Genomic DNA, 19452 nt, shown 5'->3' with positions numbered 1-19452 from the left:
CAAGACCGTCCCTATCGCGCGCTTCATCAGTGCTCTTCTCAGCCTGATCCCGTCGAGCAGGGTGCTCGCCGCGAGGCGCAACTCAACCCACAGCAGACCAAGGACAAACTTTTATGGCACTCGCCACGCGCGATAACCTCCGAAATGTGGCGATTGTCGCCCACGTTGACCACGGCAAGACGACTCTGGTTGACGCCATGCTGCGCCAGACCGACTCCTTCGCCGAGCACGCTCACCTCGAAGAGCGCGCCATGGACTCCAACGAGCTGGAGCGCGAAAAGGGCATCACGATTCTCGCCAAGAACACGGCGGTCTCGTACAAGGGCAAGCACGCCACCGACGGCCCCATCGTCATCAACGTCATCGACACCCCCGGCCACGCCGACTTCGGTGGAGAGGTCGAGCGCGGTCTCTCCATGGTTGACGGCGTCGTTCTGCTCGTCGACTCCAGCGAGGGCCCGCTCCCGCAGACCCGCTTCGTGCTGCGCAAGGCGCTCGAGGCCAAGCTCCCCGTCATCCTGTTGGTCAACAAGACCGACCGCCCCGACGCGCGCATCGACGAGGTCGTCGCCGAGAGCCAGGACCTGCTCCTCGGCCTCGCCAGCGACATGGCCGACGATGTTCCCGACCTCGACCTCGATGCGATCCTCGACGTTCCCGTCGTGTACGCATCGGGCCGCAACGGCGCAGCGAGCCTGAACAAGCCGGCCAACGGCGCGCTTCCGGACAACGACGACCTTGAGCCCCTCTTCGAGGCGATCCTCAAGCACGTTCCTGCCCCCGTCTACGACGACGAGCACCCGCTGCAGGCCTGGGTCACCAACCTCGACTCCTCGCCGTTCCTCGGCCGTCTTGCGCTGCTGCGCATCTTCCAGGGCACCATCAAGAAGGGCCAGACGGTTGCCTGGGTCAAGCACGACGGTACCGTTGCAAACGTCCGCGTGACCGAGCTCTTCATCACGAAGGCACTCGACCGCTTCCCCGCCGAGAGCGCAGGCCCCGGTGACATCGTCGCCGTCGCCGGCTTTGAGGACATCTTCATCGGTGAGACCCTCGCCGACGTCAACGACGTGCGCCCGCTGCCGACCATCACGGTCGACGACCCCGCCATCTCGATGACCATCGGAACCAACACCTCGCCGATCGTCGGCAAGGTCAAGGGCCACAAGCTCACCGCGCGCATGGTCAAGGACCGCCTCGACCGCGAGCTGGTGGGTAACGTCTCGCTCAAGCTCGTCGACATCGGACGCCCGGACGCCTGGGAGGTTCAGGGTCGTGGTGAGCTCGCGCTCTCCATCCTCGTCGAGCAGATGCGTCGTGAGGGCTTCGAGCTCACCGTCGGCAAGCCGCAGGTGGTTCTGAAGAAGATCGACGGCAAGACGCACGAACCGTACGAGCACCTGACCATCGACGCCCCCGACGAGTTCCTCGGCGCCATCACGCAGCTGCTCGCCGCCCGCAAGGGCCGCATGGACGGCATGTCGAACCACGGCACCGGCTGGGTCCGCATGGAGTTCATCGTTCCCTCGCGCGGCCTCATCGGCTTCCGCACCGAGTTCATGACCATCACCCGCGGTGCCGGCATCGCCAACGCCGTCTCGCACGGCTACGACATCTGGGCCGGCGAGATCGTCACCCGCACCAACGGCTCCATCGTGGCCGACCGTGCAGGTGTCGCCACCCCGTTCGCCATGGTCGCTCTGCAGGAGCGCATGTCGTTCTTCGTCGAGCCGACGCAGGAGGTCTACGAGGGCATGGTCGTCGGAGAGAACTCGCGCGCCGATGACATGGACGTCAACATCACCAAGGAGAAGCAGCTGACCAACATGCGTCAGTCCACCTCCGATTCCTTCGAGCGCATGACCCCGTCGCGCAAGCTCACCCTGGAGGAGTCGCTCGAGTTCGCCCGCGAGGACGAGTGCGTCGAGGTCACGCCCGAGTTCGTGCGCATCCGCAAGGTCGAGCTCGACTCGACCGCGCGTGCCCGCACCTACTCGCGCATGAAGAAGCAGAACCAGGGCTAAGTCCCGCTCGACAACGGCCACCGCGCACAGCGCGGTGGCCGTTGTCATGCGCCGGTGCTGAGGTGGCCACCCAGCGTTTTCTGAGCTTCTCTCAGGACTTTTGCGGCACTTGTACCCTGACCGCCCAGAACGGCCTTCTAAGCTCGTCGGATTGCTTGCGTCACGGTTCTCGTGGTGCGTTCCCCACGAGATTGTGTACAGCACGCTTCTGACTTTATGAGTTTCTTCCTTTCACACCGTTCCCCGTCCGATTCCCGCCCGGCTTCCCGCGCCGCCTCACGTCTGCTCCGGCCCACGCTGAGCGTGGTGGCGATGGCCACCGTCCTCGGCTTCACCGCGATGCCTGCCGTCGCGGCCAACGCCGTCGTCTTCACCGAGACGAGCACCGTGGCGGACGGCCAGCAGGTCACCAGCGCCCTGGCTGATGGCGCGCAGTCTGTGGTGAGCCCGGCGGAGGCCGTCTCGACCATCGACCACGACGAGTACAGCGCGGAGGCGCCTGCGCCGGCGCCGGCCGCCGTCGCGCAGGCCGCGGCCCCCGTCGCGGTGGGCGGCGGAATCGTCTGGCCCTACCCGTTCGAGGCGCGCATCAACGGTGGCTTCGGCCCGCGCGATGCACCATGCGACGGATGCTCGACGTTCCACGACGGTGTCGATTTCGGGGGCGGGGACGGCACGCCGATCCAGTCGATCGCCGACGGCGTCGTCGTGGTCGCGACCAACGACGGTGGGGGACTCGGCACCCACGTCGAAATCCAGCACGTCGTCGGCGGGCGCACCATCACCAGCTCGTACTCGCACATGCAGTACGGTTCGCTCGGCATGTCGGTCGGCGACGCCGTCGTGGCCGGACAGTTCGTCGGACTGACAGGGACGACGGGCCAGTCGACCGGACCGCACCTGCACTTCGAGCTGTTCTACGAGGACGGCGTGCGCATCGACGGCTACGCCTGGTTGGCTGAGAACGCGGGCTGAGCGACCCCGTAGAATTCGTTGTGACGGCGGGCATTCGCCGGCCGACAGCGTGATGGAGACGACCCTGATGAAGACCATTCGAACCCGTGTAGCCGTTCCCGTTGCCATCGTTGCCGCGCTGCTGCTCGCCCCGGCCCTCAGTGCCTGCTCGGAGGTCTCCGGCATCGTCAACGGTGCGGTCGAGGACGCATCCGGCGGCAACGTCAGCGTCGGCTCGCTCCCGAGCGGCTGGCCAGAGGCAGTGCCAGTCATCGATGGCGACGTCGTCGGCGGTGGCAAGAACCCTGACGGTCCCGGGTGGATCGCAATCATCAAGTCCGACGCCGCCGACCCGATCGCCGATGCGCAGGCCCAGCTCGAAGCGGCCGGTTTCACGACGCCGGATGGCGTCTCGGCCGAGAACATCCCTGGGCTCGAAGGTCTGGCGAGCGGCGCATACTTCGCGCAGAACGCGAACTACGCCGTCGTCGTGGCCGGCAGCGACCAGGGCGTGCTGTACACGGTCGTGCCGATCACGCAGTAACCCAATTCCGACGAATAGCCCGCCAGGGCCGTACCGAGACCCTCGCTCGTTCGATAACTCCGCCAGCATCGGTGACGGTTCCCGAGCTTGCCTTGGTGATGGCTGCCGCCTTTCGCGATGCTGCGCATCGCGCTACTCAACCAGCGAATCGAGCGGTTTGCTCGCGACTAGGCGAAGAGGGCCTCGCCGACGTAGCCGCCCTGGCCGGCGCCGGGCGGAACGGCGAACAGCGCGGAGCCCACGTGCCGGATGTACTCGTTGAGGGCGTCGTTCTTGGCCAACTGGGACTGCACGGTGATGAATTGCTCGGGGGAGCGTTGGTAGCTGAGGAAGAACAGCCCGGCGTTCAGCCTGCCCAGCTCATCGTTGCCGTCGACGAAGTTGTAGCCGCGGCGCAGCATCGCCGCTCCGCCGTTCTTGCTCGGGTGCGACAGCCTGACATGCGCCGTCTCGGGGATGAGCGGCTGCTCGGCACGGCCTGTGGCCTCGAAGTCGGGTTCGGTGAACTCGCTGCCGCCGGAGAGCGGGGCGCCCTCGCCCTTCGTGCGGCCGATCACAGCCTCCTGCTCGCGCAGGATGGTGCGATCCCAGGTCTCGATGGTCATCCGGATCCGCCTGGCGACGAGGTAGCTCCCGCCGCTCATCCATGCCGGACCGTCTGCGGCATTCACCCAGATCTGCTTGTCGACCGTCGCGGTCTCCTCGGCCTTGACGTTGGCGGTGCCGTCCTTGAAGCCGAACAGATTGCGCGGAGTTGCCTGCGTTGTGCTCGTGGATGACGTGCGGCCGAAGCCGAGCTGGGACCAGCGCAGGCTCGCCCGGCCGAAGGCGATCCGCGTGAGGTTGCGGATGGCGTGGACGGCGACCTGGGGGTCGTCCGCGCAGGCCTGGATGCAGAGGTCGCCGTCCGAGGCCGCTGGGTCGAGCATGTCCCCTGGGAAGTGCGGCAGCCGGGTGAGCGCCGGCGGCTGCTTGCCCGCGAGGCCGAAGCGGTCGGCATCCGCCGGCCCGCGGAAGAGGCTCGGGCCGAAGCCGAAGGTGATGGTGAGCCCGCTGGCGGGCAGCCCTTGTGCCTCACCGGTGTCTGACGGCGGTGCGTCGTAGTTGCCGCCGACGGCACCAAACTCGCCGACGTCCTTGCCTGCCGTCATCGCCGCGGCCGCGACGGTCCAGTCCTGTAGCAGTTCGATCAGATCGGCGCGCGTGGCATCGCCGGCCATGTCGAATGCGGCGAAGTGCAGGCGGTCCTGCGCCGGGGTGACGATACCGGCCTGGTGTGCACCGTAGAAGGCGTAGCTGCGTGCGACGGCGGATGACGCGGATCCGGTGGCCGCGATCACGGCACGGTCGGCGCCGATGCCGAGACCGATGCCGGCGACGGTCGCACCGGCCAGGCCGAGCAGGCCGCGGCGCGAGAGCCCACGGCGCTCGGCTGTGCCGTCGCCGGGGGCGGCATCGGAGGCGGCGCCGGATTCTCCAGCAGGGGTTCCCCCGGCCGGAGTGCCGAGGGAACCGTCGTCGTGCGTGCTCATGCTCTCGAGGTTAGTTGAGCACGAGCGTTGCGGTGAGCTGGTTGAGCGGCTCGCCGAGTGCGTTCACCTGGTCGGAGAATGCCCGGATCTCTGCGGGGCTGAGTTCGGTGTACAGGCGGAACCCATCGCCGACGCGCTGTGCGTCGAGCAGCGTCTGCAGCGAGGCGAACTCCTCGTCGAGGGTCGCGGCCAGTTCGGCATCCTTGGCCAGCAGGATGTCACGCACGCCGCCGTAGAGCACCGTCGCGCCGTCGACGTTGGCCTGGAAATCCCAGAGGTCGGTGTGCGACCAGAACTCCTCCTCGCCGGTGACCTTGCCGCTGGCGACCTCGTCCATCAGGCCGATGGCGCCGTTGGTCTGCATGTCGAGGGTGAACTCGAGGTCCTGCACCTTCTCGTTCAGCGTCGCGGTGTCCTCGACAAGCTTGTCGGCGAGGGCTCGGCGCTGCTCAGGGGTGTACGCGGCGAAGCCGGCCTCGGCCTCGGCTGGCCAGAGGTCCTTCTCGATGGCGTGCCAGCCGGTCCAGTCCTGGCCCTCTTCGAGGTCGGCCTCGCGGAGGTCGAGCATCGGGTCGAGGTCGCCGAAGGACTCTGCGACGGTCTCGACGCGCTCCCAGTGCACGCGGGTGGGGGCGTAGAGGGCGCGGGCCTCATCGTCGTTGCCTGCGACGTAGGCGGCGGCGAAAGCGTCGGTTCCGCTCACGAGCTGGGCGATCTGGTCCTTCACGTACGCCGCGTAGTTGACGTTCGCTGCCTCGACCTGGGCGGTCAGGTCGGCGTCCGCCTCGAAGTCGTGGCCGGAGTCGGTCACAGTGAACGCCGCCTTGCCGATGCCCGCGCCGATCATGCCGGGCTTGCAGACGGTGAAGTAGTCGCCGGGGCGTGCCTGCACGACGAGGTCACGGCTGATGCCTGGGCCGATGTTCTCGACCTCTCCGACGATGCGCAGACCGTCTTCGGCGAGCAGGTAGAACTCGGTCACCTGCGTTCCCGAGTTGCTGACCGTGAACTGCACGTTGCCACTCGGGGCAGTTGCGGCTCCGACGGTGCAGTCCGAGGCGCTGCTGTCGACGGTGATAGCGGTGTGGTCGGCATCCGCGCTCGATGCGTTCGCGACGCAGCCGGAGAGCAGCAGCAGGGCGGCGCCGGCAGCTGCCGAGGCGATGACGGGGCGGAGTAGGCGTGACACAGATGTCTCCTCGAGAGTGGGGGATATGCGGAAATGCGGGGGTCTGGGCGCCGTGCTGGCTGGGTCTACACGCGGGCGAGCGGCGCGGATGGCGTGGCCGCCGGCTGGGCGACGGGGCGCTTGCCCGCGCGACTCTTCACGATGAAGACCGTGAGGGTCGGCACGACATAGGCGAGCCAGACGATGGCCTCGAGCCAGGTCGTCGCCGGCGAGAAGTTGAGGGTGCCCTTGAGCAGGGTTCCGTACCAGCTGTCCGGCGGGATCGCGGCGCTGACGTCGAACGCGAGGTTGTGCAGGCCAGGCAGGATGCCGGCCTCCTGCAGGTCGTGCACGCCGTAGGCGAGCACGCCGGCGGCCACAACGATGAGGGCCGCACCCGTCCAGGTGAAGAAGCGGGAGAGATTGATGCGCAACATGCCGGAGTAGATGAGCCAACCGAGACCCACAGCGGTGAGGATGCCGAGGCTCGCGCCCAGGATCGGCATCGTCGTCTCGCCCGTCGCCTGCACGGCGGCCCAGATGAAGAGGGCGGTCTCGATGCCCTCGCGGCCGACGGCGAGGAACGCCACCAACACCAGGCCCCATCCGGTTCCGTTGAGGTGCTTGTCGACGTTGCCGTGCAGGGCGCCCTTCATGTCGCGGGCGGTGCGCAGCATCCAGAACACCATCCACGTGACGAAACCCGTTGCGATGATCGAGAGCGTGCCGCCGATCGCCTCCTGCGCCTCGAAGCTCAGCCCGTAGGTGCCGAAGGTCAGGATGGCGCCGATGCCGAGCGCGAGCAGGACGGCCAGGCCGATGCCGAGCCAGATGCGGCCGAGCAGGTCGCGGCGATCGATTTTGACGAGGTAGGCGATCAGGATGGTGACGATCAGCGCCGCTTCGAGACCTTCGCGCAGGCCGATCAGGTAATTAGCGAACATGGGTCTTCCGTGGCTGGGAGCAAGACTGACGAAGTCTGAGAGTTTGGTAAGGCTACCCTTAGGGCAAAGCCGTCCGGAGGTCGAGCGTAGACCTGAGAAGGGCTCCTGTCCAGTCGGGGCTCGTTAGGATGACTGACGACCGTGCTTGCTGAGCGAAATGGGTGCCACGTGGTGTTGAGCGGACGAGACGAGCGCGTGCTCCTCGTGTTTCCCCGGGGCCGCGACGCACTGGACCAGGCCGGTGGCACCATCGCCAGGCTCGTCGATTCCGGTTCGAGCGCCGCCGTGCTCACCGCCGACGCCGACACCGCGGCCGAGGCCGGGCTGTGGGCGATGGGGGCGCGCAGCCACGCCATGACAGGCTCCGACGCGCGGGCAGCGGTCGCGGCCGCGTTCGATGCGCAGCAGGCGACGGCGATCGTCGTTCCCGCGCTCGGCCCCGGCCAGGAGAGCGGCGACGCGGCCGCCCTCGTCGCGGCGGCCGTCGCCGAGGCGTCCGCGCGCCACCTTCCCGTCTACCTGGCGGTGACGGGGCGGATGCCGGCCGGCAAGCGACTCATCGCCGTCGATGTCTCTGACCAGCTCGACGCCAAGGGCGACGCGCTGGCCGCGCTGCCCGGAGTGAGTGTGCGCGAGCGCACCGTCAGCTTCGCCGATCAGGAGCCGCACCTGCTCGGCGCCACCGAACAGTTCGTGATGATCGGTGGCGGCCACGCAGAGGCCGAGCAGCCGCCGAGTACCGCGAACCGCATCGGCGCAGCCGTGCTCGGCTTCGTGGTCGGAGCGATCTTCGGCGCCATGGCGACCGTTGCACATCAGTCGACCATTCAGCTCGGCCCCCTGACGATTCCGTGGGGCCTGATCCTCGGGCTGCTCGGCATCACCGCGCTGCTTGTCGGCCTCCGGCTCGTGCTGCACGACCGCGTCACGGTGCTGTTCACGGCGCTCGGTGTGCTCGTTGCCATCTTCGTGCTCTCGCTGCGGAGCACGGGCGGATCCGTGCTGATCCCGGAGGGGGCGCTCGGCCTGGCCTGGACGATGGGACCGGCACTCATCGCAGCGGTCGTCATCGCCTGGCCGCGTCTGCCTGCTCGCCCCGCCCCGCGCGCGTAGGCTGGACGCAGTGCCCGCCTCGAGCGGTGGCACTGTCGGGCGAGTCGTTTGTCGCGCGCGTAGACTGGACGCAACGCTTGCAATGGCGTGCTCGTGAAGGGAATCTGAACACTGTGACCTATGTCATCGCTCTTCCGTGCGTCGACGTCAAAGACCGCGCTTGCATCGACGAGTGCCCGGTTGACTGCATCTACGAGGGTGAGCGTTCGCTCTACATTCACCCAGACGAATGCGTCGACTGCGGTGCCTGCGAGCCCGTCTGCCCCGTCGAGGCGATCTACTACGAAGACGATCTCCCCGAGCAGTGGGCCGACTACTACAAGGCCAACGTCGAGTTCTTCGACGAGATCGGGTCCCCGGGCGGCGCGGCCAAGGTCGGCGTCATCGCCAAGGACCACCCGGTGATCGCGGTTCTTCCGCCTCAGGCTCACTGAGCCAGGGCGCCCTCGTGCTGAAAGAGCTCCCGGAATACCCGTGGGACCAGATGGTGCCGTTCGCCGAGCGGGCGCGCCGGCATCCGGGCGGAATCGTCGATCTCTCGATCGGTTCGCCCGTTGACCCGACGCCGGCGCTGATCCGCGACGCCCTCGCCACGGCGACCGACGCGCACGCCTACCCGCAGACGGCGGGAACGCCCGAACTGCGTCGCGCCATCATCGACTGGTTCGAGCGCCGTCGCGGCGTGACCGGGCTCGCTGAGCGCAATGTGCTGCCGACGATCGGCTCCAAGGAGCTCGTCGCCCTGCTGCCGTTCGTGCTCGGGGTCGGGGAGGGTGACGTGATCGTGCACCCGCGCGCCGCATACCCCACGTACGCCATCGGCGCCGCAATCGCCGGAGCCGAGAGCCTCGCCTCCGATGACCCGGCCGAATGGCCCGCGAACACCAAGCTCATCTGGCTGAACAGTCCAGGCAACCCAGACGGCCGTGTGCTCAGCGTCGACGAACTGCGCAGCGCGCGCGAGCGTGCACGCGAACTTGGCGCCGTCATCGTGAGCGACGAGTGCTACGCCGAGCTCGGCTGGGACGCGCCGTGGGATGCCGAACGCATTCCGAGCATCCTCGATCCGCGCGTCGTCGGCGACGACCGCACGAACGTGCTGGCCGTCTACTCGCTGAGCAAGCAGTCGAACATGGCCGGATACCGTGCAGCATTCGCGGCCGGCTGCGGGGGAGTCATCCAGCGGCTGCTCACCGTGCGCAAGCACGCCGGCCTCATGCTGCCCGGGCCGCTGCAGGAGGCGATGGTCGTCGCCCTCGGCGATGACGCGCATGTCGACGCCCAGCGCGAGATCTACCGTGCCAGGCGGGCCGTGCTGTTGCCGGCGCTGCTTGACGCCGGTTTCACGATCGATCACAGCGAGGCCGGTCTCTACCTCTGGGGCAGCGAGGGGCGCGACGCCTGGGCCACGATCGATCGGCTGGCCGAACTCGGCATCCTGGCCGGTCCAGGGCCGTTCTACGGTGACTTCTACCCGCAGCACGTGCGTTTCTCGCTCACCGCGAGCGATGAGCGCATCGCGGAGGCCGCCGCGCGCCTGCGCGCGATGCGCAGCATCGCGAAAGGCGGCAGCCCTGCCAAGGAAACTTCGGGAGCCGTCACCGACGCTCGCTGAGTTTTCGCGACTTTCAGGGTCTCGATACGGCCGTAGACGGCCTACTCGACCAGCGAGCTGAGTGAGACCGCAGAAATCAGGGCAGCTCTATGCGGGCGAGCCCAGAATCGTCGCCGTTGCCTGGGACAACAGCCACGAGAACGCCCGGCGCGACCCACACCGCGGTGCGGGCGCGCGCCAGCGCTTCCGTCGCCCTCATCGTGTCGGAGTGCACCGCGAGCCCCGACCATGAGCCGCCATCCCAGCCGCGAACGAGTTCACGGAACCGGCCGGAGCCGCCCATCACCCGAACCGGGGCGGCATCCAGCTGCTCTGCGCTGGGCGGCACGGCGGTGGGCAACACGACCGCACCCAGCTCGTCGGCGTCGATGAGTCTCACCCGGTATCCGGGACCGTACTCCAGCGCGGCGCGGCGGGGGGAATCGGCCGGGAGCGGCCCGTCGATGGTGCGGGCTGTGCCGTCCGTCTCGATCTGGAACACGCCATGCTCGGTGCCGACGACGACGCCCCGTTGGTGCCCGGCCGAGACGTCGACGGATGCCGCGGAGAGCGCGCGGCCCCGAAGCTGCTCGCCGTCCGCGGGCTGGGGCGCCGCATCGCCCGAGGAGCCGGGCAGCGCCGTGTCCGCCGTGCCTGCCAGCGTCTCGAGCTCACCGTCCCGCGTCATCCGACGGACAACGTAGCCGCCGGAACCCGTCTCCTGCGGATCGACGCGTTCGACGAAGACGAGTCGGCCGCTCGGGTCGACGTCGATGCTCGTGATCGGGCCGAATGGGGAGTCTGGGGTGACGGTGCCGTCCGCGGTGAACGGGAGCGTCGGATCCGGGCTCGTCCGCACGCGCTGGCCGCTGAGGACCGGCTCAGAGGTGCGTGTCGCCGTGTCGAAGAGTTCCACCGTCGTGTTCAGTACGCCGCTGCCGAGGGGGCGCAGCACGTAGAGCATGGTCGGATTGACGGCGGCGATGTCGAGGGCCGTCACCCCGTATCTCGTCTCCTCGTTGAAGCGGGTGATCGCGCCATCCGCGGCGACGCCGAGCCACGAACCGGCGGATTCCGTCCACACGCCGCCTGCGGTGTCGTCGCTGAGGTTCCAGATCCCGGCAGTGATATCCGTCTCCTGGCCGTAGCTGCCGTCATTGACCGTGAGCGGGCTGAGCAGCCAGCCATCGGGGGAGGATTCAGTCGTGCATCCGGCCAGCAGCAGGGTCGTCAGCGCGATGCCGCAGCACGCGAGCCCCCGCCTCGTGGTCATACGGTGATCATAGTGTCCGGTGCTGGCGAATCGAATCAGGAGCTTTTCTCCAACGGAATCGCACATTCTTGAGCGGATGCAACAGTAGGCTGCGGCGCGGATTAGGCTGTAACTCGGACTGCGCGCTCATCGTGCGCCCGTCCATCAACTTTCTTCCCCTTCCACCATCCAGGATTCAGGAGGCGCCGTGGGCGACGTCGAGCAGGCACAGGCCGGAACAACAGAGGCCGAAGCGGCAACCACCCCGGCGCAGCCGGTGATGGCCACGCTGAGCTACCCGGGCGGCACCGCCGAGTTCCCGATTCTTGAGGGAGTCGACGGGCCTGCCAGCCTGGACGTGTCGACCCTCACCAAGCAGACGGGGCTCACCGCCCTTGACTACGGCTTCGTGAACACGGCGTCGACCAAGTCGGCGATCACGTACATCGATGGCGCGCAGGGGATCCTCCGCTACCGCGGCTATCCGATCGAGCAGATCGCCGAGCACTCGACGTTCCTCGAGACCGCCTGGCTGCTGATCTACGGCGAGCTCCCGAGCGCGAGCGAGCTCGCCGACTTCGACGACAAGATCCGCCGCCACACCCTGCTGCACGAGGACCTCAAGAAGTTCTTCGGTGCGCTCCCGCACGATGCCCACCCCATGTCGGTGCTGAGCGCCGGTGTCTCGGCGCTGTCGACCTACTACCAGGGCGACCTCACCTCCAAGGACCCGGAAGACATCGAGCTGGCCACCATTCGCCTGCTCGCCAAGCTTCCCGTTATGGCCGCCTACGCGCACAAGAAGAGCATCGGCCAGGCCTTCCTGTACCCGGACAACTCGCTGAGCTTCGTCGACAACTTCCTCAAGCTCAACTTCGGCAACATGGCGGAGCAGTACGTGCCGAACCCGGCCGTGTCGCGTGCCCTCGAGCGTCTGCTCATGCTGCACGAAGACCACGAGCAGAACGCGTCGACCTCGACCGTTCGCCTCGTCGGCTCGACGGATGCCAACCTCTTCGCGTCGGTGTCCGCCGGCATCCAGGCCCTCTCCGGCCCGCTGCACGGTGGAGCCAACGAGGCTGTTCTCACGATGCTGGCCGAGATCCGCGACTCGGGTGAGGGCGTTGCCCGGTACGTCGAGCGCGTGAAGAACAAGGAAGCCGGCGTCAAGCTCATGGGCTTCGGACACCGCGTCTACAAGAACTACGACCCGCGCGCGAAGCTCGTCAAGGAGAGCGCCCACGAGGTGCTCGCCGCTCTCGGCGTCAAGGACGAGCTGCTCGACATCGCCATGGAGCTCGAGCAGATCGCCCTCGAGGACGACTACTTCAAGTCGCGTCGCCTCTACCCGAACGTCGACTTCTACACCGGCGTCATCTACAAGGCCATGGGCTTCCCGACGCACATGTTCACCGTGCTGTTCGCGATCGGCCGCCTGCCCGGCTGGATCGCCCACTGGCGTGAGATGAACCAGGACCCGCAGACGAAGATCGGTCGCCCGCAGCAGCTGTACACGGGAGCGCCCGCGCGCGACTTCCCCCAGCGCTAGATCGCACCGACGGCCGGCCACACCCACGTGTGGTCGGCCGTTTCTGCGTTAACGGGGCGCGCTGGCAGTCGCAAACGGACTGGTTGAGAGGCTCGGCGGGGTTGCGGGGTGTCGAGTTATGGGGCTTTGCTCCGGGCCCCACAGCCAGGCTCAACGCGACCGGTCCCGGGAAATGGGGCCCGGAGCAAAGCCCCATTGTTTGAGCTGAGGAGCAACCCCGCCGGGCCCCGCTCACACGGGCGCGAGTCCCCGCTGTGCCGCTCAGGGCTTCGGTCGCTGGCGCTCCCTCAGCCGACGTGGGGGTGGGCCCCGCTCACACGGGCGCGACTGTCTCCGCTGACCCACTCAGGGCTTCGGTCGCTGGCGCTCCCTCAGCCGACGTGGGGGTGGGCCCCGCTCACACGGTGCGAGGATTCGCGGAGCCGCCGCCGCGGAGGTGGGCGCCGGTGTCACGCTTGCGACGTGGGGTGGGGGCCGGTGTCGGTCTGGCGCCGTGGGGTGGGGGCCAGTGTGCTTCAGCCGCCGCTGGGCTGAAGCTGCAGGATGTCGCGTGATGCCGTGCTCACCGCATCCGGGGTGAACGCCCATGGCCGGGTCTTGTGCTGCTGCCAGAGGGGCGTCTGATCGGCGTAGTGCGGGTTGAATGCGTGCCCTGACGCTCCGGTGAGGTTGACCCAGGTGGAGTCGTCGAAGTCGGCGAGGCTGATCACCTGGCGCATCGACGGCACCCAGTCGACGGCGTAGCCGACCGTGGCATCCCAGCCGACGGCGTTGACGACGGAGGAACCACCGGCAACCGAGTACGGCCCGCGGTTGAACAACCACTCGATCGGTGCAACACCGGATTCGCCGAAGCTCGCGTTCGTCAACGTGAGGGTGTGCAGATCACCCCATTCCCAGCGCGTAGGGTCGGAGCCGAGCTTCTTCGTGCCTTCCTCCCACGCCTGCTCCGCCGCGTAGGAGAGCATCGCGTCCATTCCGGTGATGCCGAGCTTCTCGTTGGTCCACCAGGGGGAGTCCGGCTGGCCGAGCAGGGTGCCGACGACGCTGAACCAGCGGTCGCCACCCACCGGCTCCGTGCCAGCCGGCAGCTTGTCGTCGAACATCGCGGTGAGCAGCTGGCGCCACGTCATGTTGAAATAGGCGGATGCCGCGGAGTCGGCGTCATCCGAGTAGTCCCAGTCCGTGAGCAGGCGCTGCGCCTTCGAGGCGTCCCCGCTGAGTGGCAGCCCGGCGAGCACCGGTGCGAGCTGCACCGCGATCGCATTGAGGTTGTCGGCCTGCACGGCCGCCATGTCGTCGACGGTGAGCTTCTCGCCGGCCGCCACCATCGCTGCCAGGCGCGCGTTGATCTGCTGGGCGCGGTAGCCGAGATCCCAGTCCGCGGTGATGAGGTGAGGGTAGTCGGGGCCGACTGCGGCGTTGTTGGCCGTGACGATGAGGCCGCTCGGCGGGTTGGCGACGCTCGGCAGCTGCTCGAACGGGATGGAGCCCGCCCAGCCGTATGCGCTGCTCCAGCCCGGCACGGGGAGTGTTCCGTCGCCACTCAGCCGGATCGGCACGGTGCCCGGCGCCTGGTAGCCGATGTTGCCGGCCGTGTCGGCGTAGATCAGGTTCTGAGACGGCACCTCGAACAGGCGCGCTCCCGAGCGGAACTCGTCCCAGTTGGCTGCCTTGTTGATCGCGAAGATCGCCGACGGCGTGTGGCCGGGTGTCAGCGCCGTCCACTGCAGCGACAGCGCGTAGTCGCCGTCCGGCTGCCCAGAGGCCTCCGGATACTCCCCGGCGATCTCCGTGAAGTTCTCGGTGATGTCGGTCACGATCGGGCCGCGACCGGTCGAGCGCACGATGAGCTCGACGGGGTCGGCGCCGGCGACGCGGATCGTCTCGGTGCGCTCGCCGAATGGATGCACGGCGCCGTCGAGCTCGTAGCCGTCGGCGCTGACCCGTTCGAGGTAGAGGTCGGCGACATCCGGGCCCAGATTGGTCAGCCCCCAGGCGATCGAGGCGTTGTGGCCGATGACGATGCCGGGGAGGCCGGAGAAGCTGTAGCCGGCGACGTCGAATGGGCAGGCCTCGCTCACCTCGCTGCAGCGCAGGCCCATCTGGTACCAGACCGATGGCATGACCGCGCCGAGGTGCGGGTCGTTCGCGAGGATCGGGGCGCCGGTGTCGGTCAGCGCGCCCGCCGCCACCCAGGAGTTGGAGCCGATCTCGTTGCCTGCCGGGCCGAGGAGCTCCGGCAGTGCGTCGAGGCTCGCCTGCAGGGAGCTGAGCGCGTCGACCGACGCGCGGTCGGCCAGTGCAGCGTCGGCGGCGTCCGGTCCGGCATCCGTGGCGATCGGCTCGACGTTCTGGCCCGCCGGGGCTGCGGGAACGGGCCCGCCGACGATCGTCGGGTGTGCGGAGTATGGGTAGGCCGGATGCAGCAGCGCCACGTCCTCGGGCGGCAGCGCGGTCGACAGCAGCGCCCTGTCGATCTCCTCGTCGAGGTTGCTGCGGAGATCCCAGGCCATCGCCTTCAGCCACGCGACGGAGTCGGCCGGCGTCCACGGCTCCGGTCGGTACTGCGCGTTCTGCAACCCGAGCACGGCGTATTCGAGCGAGAGTTCGGCACCGCTGCGGGAGGCGAGGTAGGCGTTCACGCCGTCGGCGTACGCCTGATAGTAGGCGAGCGTCTCGGTGTCGAGCATGGCGACCTCGGCCTCGGCCACCGTGCGCCAGCCGAGGGTGCGGACGAACGAATCGGTTGCGACCTGCGACGGGCCGAACATCTCGGCCAGGCGCCCCGCCGTGACGTGGCGCCGGAAGTCCATCTCCCAGAAGCGGTCCTGCGAGTGCACGAATCCCTGGGCGTAGAACAGGTCGTGGGCGCTGTCAGCGGTGATCTGCGGGATGCCCGCGTCGTCTCTGGCGACGGTGACGGTCGCGTCGAGGCCCGGCACGTCGAGTCGGCCGCTGGTGGTCGGGAACGAGCGCTGCACCGTCCACACGCCGACCCCGGCCGCAACAATCACGAGCACGAGCAGCGTGGCCAATATCCCGATCAACACCCGGATACCCCTGTGGCGTGTCGTGCGTGGTGCGTCCGTTCCCACTGCAACTCCCTCGTCGCGCTTCTCCCGTCACAGCGACCCTATATCGCCATATCGCCGGGGGAGAATCGACGCGCGAGCGCGCGGAGCGTAAGAGTGCGGGACGCGGGATGCAGAGTGCAGGGGTGTGGACCATGAGCCGCGCCGACCGTGCTGCGCGGCCACGGCGCGCGATCAGGCGTGCAGAGCCTCGTTCAGCTGGATGCCGCTGCCGTTGCGCGTCAGCACCTCGACGGCACCGCTCAACGAGTTACGGCGGAACAGCAGGCTCGGCACTCCGGAGAGTTCGCTGGCCTTGACGGTGCGCAGCGGCGAGCCGGGGGCCGCGGACGGGTCGACCACGACGACCTTGGTTCCAGCCGTCACGTAGAGCCCGGCCTCGACGACGGTGTCGTCGCCGATGGAGATGCCGATGCCCGAGTTGGCGCCGAGCAGCGCGCGCTCCCCGATGGAGATGCGCTGCGTGCCGCCGCCGGAGAGCGTGCCCATGATCGATGCGCCGCCGCCGATGTCGGAGCCGTCGCCGACGATGACGCCCTGCGAGATGCGGCCCTCGACCATGGAGGCCCCGAGGGTGCCGGCGTTGAAGTTGACGAAGCCCTCGTGCATCACGGTGGTGCCAGGTGCGAGGTGCGCGCCGAGGCGCACCCGGGAGGCGTCGGCGACGCGCACGCGCTCCGGGGTGACGTAGTCGAGCAGGCGCGGGAACTTGTCGAGCCCTGTGACGTGGATGCCTGCACGCTGCAGCTGCGGGCGCAGGCGGGTGAGGTCGCTCGGCGACATCGGGCCGGCGTTGGTCCACGCGACGTTCGGCAGGTGGCCGAAGATGCCGTCGAGGTTGATCGTGTTGGGGCGCACCAGCAAGTGCGAGAGCAGGTGAAGGCGCAGATAGGCGTCGGCGGTGCTCGCCGGGGCCGCCGCCAGTTCGATCTCTACGGTCACGAAGTCCACGCGCACCGCGCGGCGCTCGTCGGCGCCGAGCAGGGCCTCGAGCTCGCTCGGGGCGATCCAACGGTCGCGTCCTGCCGGGAACTCGCCCAGCGCCGGCGACGGGAACCAGGCGTCGAGCACCGTGCCGTCTGCCGCGATCGTGGCGAGGCCCTCACCCCACGCGTGCGTTGCGGAGAGGGCGGGCGCGGAGTCACTGAGGGTGGTTGCAGGCATGCTTCCAGCGTAGCGGCGCCCCGCGCACATGACGGGCCGGATGCCGCGGCCGCCGGCATCCGGAACCCTAAACTGGGAGGCATGCCAGCCACAGAAGCCAACACCGACGCCGTGCACACCCCGGAGCGACTCACCCTCAGCGCCAGCGCCATCGAGATCACGCGTGAGATCTGCGACATCGAGTCGGTCTCAGGCAACGAGCGCCGGCTGGCCGACGCGATTGAGGCGACACTGGCCGACGCCGCGCACCTCGAGGTCATCCGGCACGGCAACTGCGTCGTGGCGCGCACCGACCTCGGCCGCGCCCAGCGCGTGATCATCGCGGGCCACATCGACACGGTTCCGGTCAACGGCAACCTGCCGACCCGCTTCGAGACCATCGACGGCCACGAGTACCTCTGGGGGCGTGGCACCGTCGATATGAAGGCCGGCGTCGCCGTGCAGCTCAAGTTGGCCGCCGAACTCAGCGAGCCCAGGGTCGATGTGACGTGGATGTGGTACGACAACGAGGAGGTCTCCTCCGATCTGAACGGCCTCGGCCTGCTGGCCGCAGACCGCCCCGACCTCTTCGAGGGTGACTTCGCCATCCTCGGCGAACCGAGCAACGGCCAGGTCGAGGGCGGCTGCAACGGCACGCTCCGCTTCGAGCTGCGGACCCGCGGGGTGCGTGCGCACTCCGCGCGGGCGTGGGTCGGCGACAACGCGATCCACAAGCTCGGCGCGGTGCTCGAACTCCTGGCCGCATACACTCCGCGCGAGGTCGAGGTCGAGGGGCTCGTCTACCGCGAGGGCCTGAACGCGATCGGGATCAGCGGGGGAGTCGCCGGCAATGTGATTCCAGACGAGGCGATGGTCCACATCAACTACCGCTTCGCGCCGAGCAGCAGCGTCGCGGAGGCGATCGCGTACATGGAGGAACTCTTCGCCGGCTACGAGATCCTCATCGTCGACGCGTCAGAGGGTGCCAGGCCGGGGCTCGATGCAACGATCGCGCGGAACTTCGTGGCCGCCGTCGGTGCCGAACCGCGGCCGAAGTACGGCTGGACCGACGTCGCACGGTTCAGCGCGCTCGGCATCCCCGCCGTCAACTTCGGGCCGGGCAACCCGCTGAAGGCCCACGCCGACGACGAGCGCGTGGCGACTGCGCAGATCATCGACGGCGAGCGAGCGCTGCGCGCGTGGCTCAGCGGCAACTAGCGGCGACCGCCACAGGCACGCGCTCGCCCCTCCGCGCCGCGCTGACGGCCGTGCGCGTGCGCTACCGGCTCTCGCCGTGGTGGGCGCGGGTCATCGCCGTCTTCGTGCTCTCGCGACTGGTCACCACGACGCTTGTGCTGATCCTGGCGAGCGTGCAGGGCCCCAACCCGTGGACGGGCGCATCGCCCGACTACTTCAGCTTCGCCACCATGTGGGACGGCCGCTGGTACCAGATCATCGCCGGCTGGGGCTACCCGAGTGAGCTCCCACTCGATGCGGAAGGCCACATCGGCGAGAACGCCTGGGCGTTCATGCCGGTCTACCCCATGCTCGTCAAATTGCTGATGACGGTCAGCGGGCTGCCGTGGGCGCCGGCGGCCGTCCTCATCTCGGTTGCCGCAGCCCTCGGCACCGCGCTGCTGTTCTACCGCATCATGATCAGGGTGTTGGATGCCGGCAGCGCCCTCTTCGCCGTCGCACTGTTCTGCTTCGCACCGCTCTCACCGCTCATGCAGTTCGCCTACGCGGAGTCGCTCTACCTCTTCCTGCTCGCGCTGGCGCTGCTGCTCCTGATGGAGCGCCGCTACGCGTTGCTGTTCCCCGTGATCGCCGTGATGGCGGTGACGCGGCCGAGTGGCCTCGCCTTCGCCCTCGCGCTCGGGCTGCACGTGCTCTACCGCTGGTTCACCCGCGGCCGGGACCCGTTCCCGATGCGCGAACGCGTGCTGGCGGCATCCGTCGCCCTGTTCAGTGCCGTGATGGGCGTCGCCTGGCTGCTGGCCGCTGCCGCGGTGACGGGGAACCTGATGGCGTACACCGACACGGAGGTGGCGTGGCGTTCCGCGTACATCGGGCATCAGGAGCTGCTGCCGTTCACCCCGTGGTTCCAGAGCGCGGTCTGGTGGATCGGCCCTGAGCACGGCCCGTGGCTCGGGCCGTTGGTGGTCATCCTGCTCATCGCCGGCTTCGCCGCCATGATGTTCACCCCGGCGGTCAGGCGGCTCGGCGTCGATCTGCGGCTCTGGATCGCCAGCTACGCGCTCTACCTGCTCGCCGTGTTCTTCCCGCAGTCGAGCACCTTCCGGTTGCTGATGCCGCTGTTCCCCCTGCTCGGCGCCCTGGCCGTTCCGCGCTCGCGTGTGTACCGGGCCTCGCTCCTCGTCGTCGGGGTTGTGCTGCAGTGGGGTTGGCTGCTCATCGGCTGGGGCGTCGACGGGCAGGACTGGACCCCGCCGTGATCGGCAGGGCGCGCCGTTCGGTTAGCTTCGTGACGACCCTGATTTTTCTCTGTCGTCGCCATACGAGATAATGAACTCAGTCTT

15 protein-coding genes are annotated in these 19452 nt (G+C 68.5%); 9 read left to right on the top strand and 6 right to left on the bottom strand.

The genetic code is table 11. The features are described from left to right. The first annotated feature begins 113 nt into the window (after positions 1-113). The 3 genes from typA to EV379_RS10655 all read left to right on the top strand — a co-directional run bounded on the left by typA (position 114) and on the right by EV379_RS10655 (position 3522). Positions 114-2024 carry a translational GTPase TypA gene (gene typA / locus EV379_RS10665; protein ID WP_130506114.1) on the top strand — a complete coding sequence of 637 codons (1911 nt, stop codon included), beginning with the start codon at positions 114-116 and terminating at the stop codon, positions 2022-2024. A gap of 312 nt (positions 2025-2336) precedes the next feature. After that, a complete protein-coding gene (locus EV379_RS10660) occupies positions 2337-2999 on the top strand; it encodes a M23 family metallopeptidase (RefSeq protein WP_165397346.1) in 663 nt (220 codons plus the stop codon). 67 nt (positions 3000-3066) lie between these two features. Then, positions 3067-3522 (top strand): hypothetical protein, encoded by a 456-nt coding sequence (locus EV379_RS10655; protein WP_130506112.1) that lies wholly within the window; start codon positions 3067-3069, stop codon positions 3520-3522. A gap of 167 nt (positions 3523-3689) precedes the next feature. Here EV379_RS10655 and efeB read toward each other — a convergent pair whose 3' ends face one another. From efeB to efeU, 3 genes are all read right to left on the bottom strand, one after another. After that, positions 3690-5054: an iron uptake transporter deferrochelatase/peroxidase subunit gene (efeB, locus tag EV379_RS10650; RefSeq protein ID WP_130506111.1), complete on the bottom strand. Its 1365-nt coding sequence runs from the start codon at positions 5052-5054 to the stop codon at positions 3690-3692. A 10-nt stretch (positions 5055-5064) separates the two neighbouring features. Further along, positions 5065-6243: an iron uptake system protein EfeO gene (efeO, locus tag EV379_RS10645; protein ID WP_130506110.1), complete on the bottom strand. Its 1179-nt coding sequence runs from the start codon at positions 6241-6243 to the stop codon at positions 5065-5067. Between the two features lie 65 nt (positions 6244-6308). After that, on the bottom strand, positions 6309-7166 hold the full coding sequence (gene efeU, locus EV379_RS10640) for an iron uptake transporter permease EfeU (RefSeq protein ID WP_130506109.1): 858 nt from the start codon (positions 7164-7166) through the stop codon (positions 6309-6311). 171 nt (positions 7167-7337) lie between these two features. On the opposite strand from efeU, the gene EV379_RS17415 reads away from it, so the two are divergent. From EV379_RS17415 to dapC, 3 genes are all read left to right on the top strand, one after another. After that, positions 7338-8279, top strand: coding sequence for a hypothetical protein (locus EV379_RS17415; protein WP_242616332.1), 942 nt, complete (start codon positions 7338-7340; stop codon positions 8277-8279). A 113-nt stretch (positions 8280-8392) separates the two neighbouring features. Beyond that, positions 8393-8713 carry a ferredoxin gene (gene fdxA, locus EV379_RS17300; RefSeq protein ID WP_207226235.1) on the top strand — a complete coding sequence of 107 codons (321 nt, stop codon included), beginning with the start codon at positions 8393-8395 and terminating at the stop codon, positions 8711-8713. 14 nt (positions 8714-8727) lie between these two features. Then, positions 8728-9894: a succinyldiaminopimelate transaminase gene (gene dapC, locus EV379_RS10630; RefSeq protein ID WP_278044029.1), complete on the top strand. Its 1167-nt coding sequence runs from the start codon at positions 8728-8730 to the stop codon at positions 9892-9894. Positions 9895-9970: 76 nt separating this feature from the next. Here dapC and EV379_RS10625 read toward each other — a convergent pair whose 3' ends face one another. Beyond that, positions 9971-11146 (bottom strand): hypothetical protein, encoded by a 1176-nt coding sequence (locus tag EV379_RS10625; RefSeq protein WP_130506107.1) that lies wholly within the window; start codon positions 11144-11146, stop codon positions 9971-9973. Between the two features lie 259 nt (positions 11147-11405). Between EV379_RS10625 and EV379_RS10620 the strand changes: the two genes are divergently transcribed. Then, positions 11406-12674, top strand: coding sequence for a citrate synthase (locus EV379_RS10620; protein WP_130507418.1), 1269 nt, complete (start codon positions 11406-11408; stop codon positions 12672-12674). A 515-nt stretch (positions 12675-13189) separates the two neighbouring features. Here EV379_RS10620 and EV379_RS10615 read toward each other — a convergent pair. After that, positions 13190-15727: a penicillin acylase family protein gene (locus EV379_RS10615; RefSeq protein WP_130506106.1), complete on the bottom strand. Its 2538-nt coding sequence runs from the start codon at positions 15725-15727 to the stop codon at positions 13190-13192. A gap of 216 nt (positions 15728-15943) precedes the next feature. After that, positions 15944-16933, bottom strand: coding sequence for a 2,3,4,5-tetrahydropyridine-2,6-dicarboxylate N-succinyltransferase (gene dapD / locus EV379_RS10610; RefSeq protein ID WP_130506105.1), 990 nt, complete (start codon positions 16931-16933; stop codon positions 15944-15946). Positions 16934-17014: 81 nt separating this feature from the next. Here dapD and dapE point away from each other — a divergent pair, with 81 nt between their 5' ends. After that, positions 17015-18130: a succinyl-diaminopimelate desuccinylase gene (dapE, locus tag EV379_RS10605; RefSeq protein ID WP_130506104.1), complete on the top strand. Its 1116-nt coding sequence runs from the start codon at positions 17015-17017 to the stop codon at positions 18128-18130. Next, entirely contained in the window at positions 18112-19368 is a 1257-nt protein-coding gene (locus EV379_RS10600; protein WP_242616331.1) for a hypothetical protein, read from the top strand. The genes dapE and EV379_RS10600 overlap by 19 nt, the downstream gene beginning before the upstream one ends. The last annotated feature ends 84 nt before the right edge of the window (positions 19369-19452 follow it).

Source organism: Microterricola gilva, assembly GCF_004217495.1.
Classification (GTDB): Bacteria; Actinomycetota; Actinomycetes; order Actinomycetales; family Microbacteriaceae; genus Microterricola; species Microterricola gilva.
Note: the sequence above shows the minus strand (reverse complement) of the source record. Positions and strands in the feature narration are given on the sequence as shown.

Bases quoted from the DNA above. Each gene is read 5' to 3' on its own strand.
- EV379_RS10655 (WP_130506112.1), top strand. From the start codon at position 3,067: ATGAAGACCATTCGAACCCGTGTAGCCGTTCCCGTTGCCATCGTTGCC.
- dapE (WP_130506104.1), top strand. From the start codon at position 17,015: ATGCCAGCCACAGAAGCCAACACCGACGCCGTGCACACCCCGGAGCGA.
- EV379_RS10625 (WP_130506107.1), bottom strand. From the start codon at position 11,146: ATGACCACGAGGCGGGGGCTCGCGTGCTGCGGCATCGCGCTGACGACC.
- efeB (WP_130506111.1), bottom strand. From the start codon at position 5,054: ATGAGCACGCACGACGACGGTTCCCTCGGCACTCCGGCCGGGGGAACC.
- efeU (WP_130506109.1), bottom strand. From the start codon at position 7,166: ATGTTCGCTAATTACCTGATCGGCCTGCGCGAAGGTCTCGAAGCGGCG.
- EV379_RS10660 (WP_165397346.1), top strand. From the start codon at position 2,337: ATGGCCACCGTCCTCGGCTTCACCGCGATGCCTGCCGTCGCGGCCAAC.
- EV379_RS10620 (WP_130507418.1), top strand. From the start codon at position 11,406: ATGGCCACGCTGAGCTACCCGGGCGGCACCGCCGAGTTCCCGATTCTT.
- dapD (WP_130506105.1), bottom strand. From the start codon at position 16,933: ATGCCTGCAACCACCCTCAGTGACTCCGCGCCCGCCCTCTCCGCAACG.
- typA (WP_130506114.1), top strand. From the start codon at position 114: ATGGCACTCGCCACGCGCGATAACCTCCGAAATGTGGCGATTGTCGCC.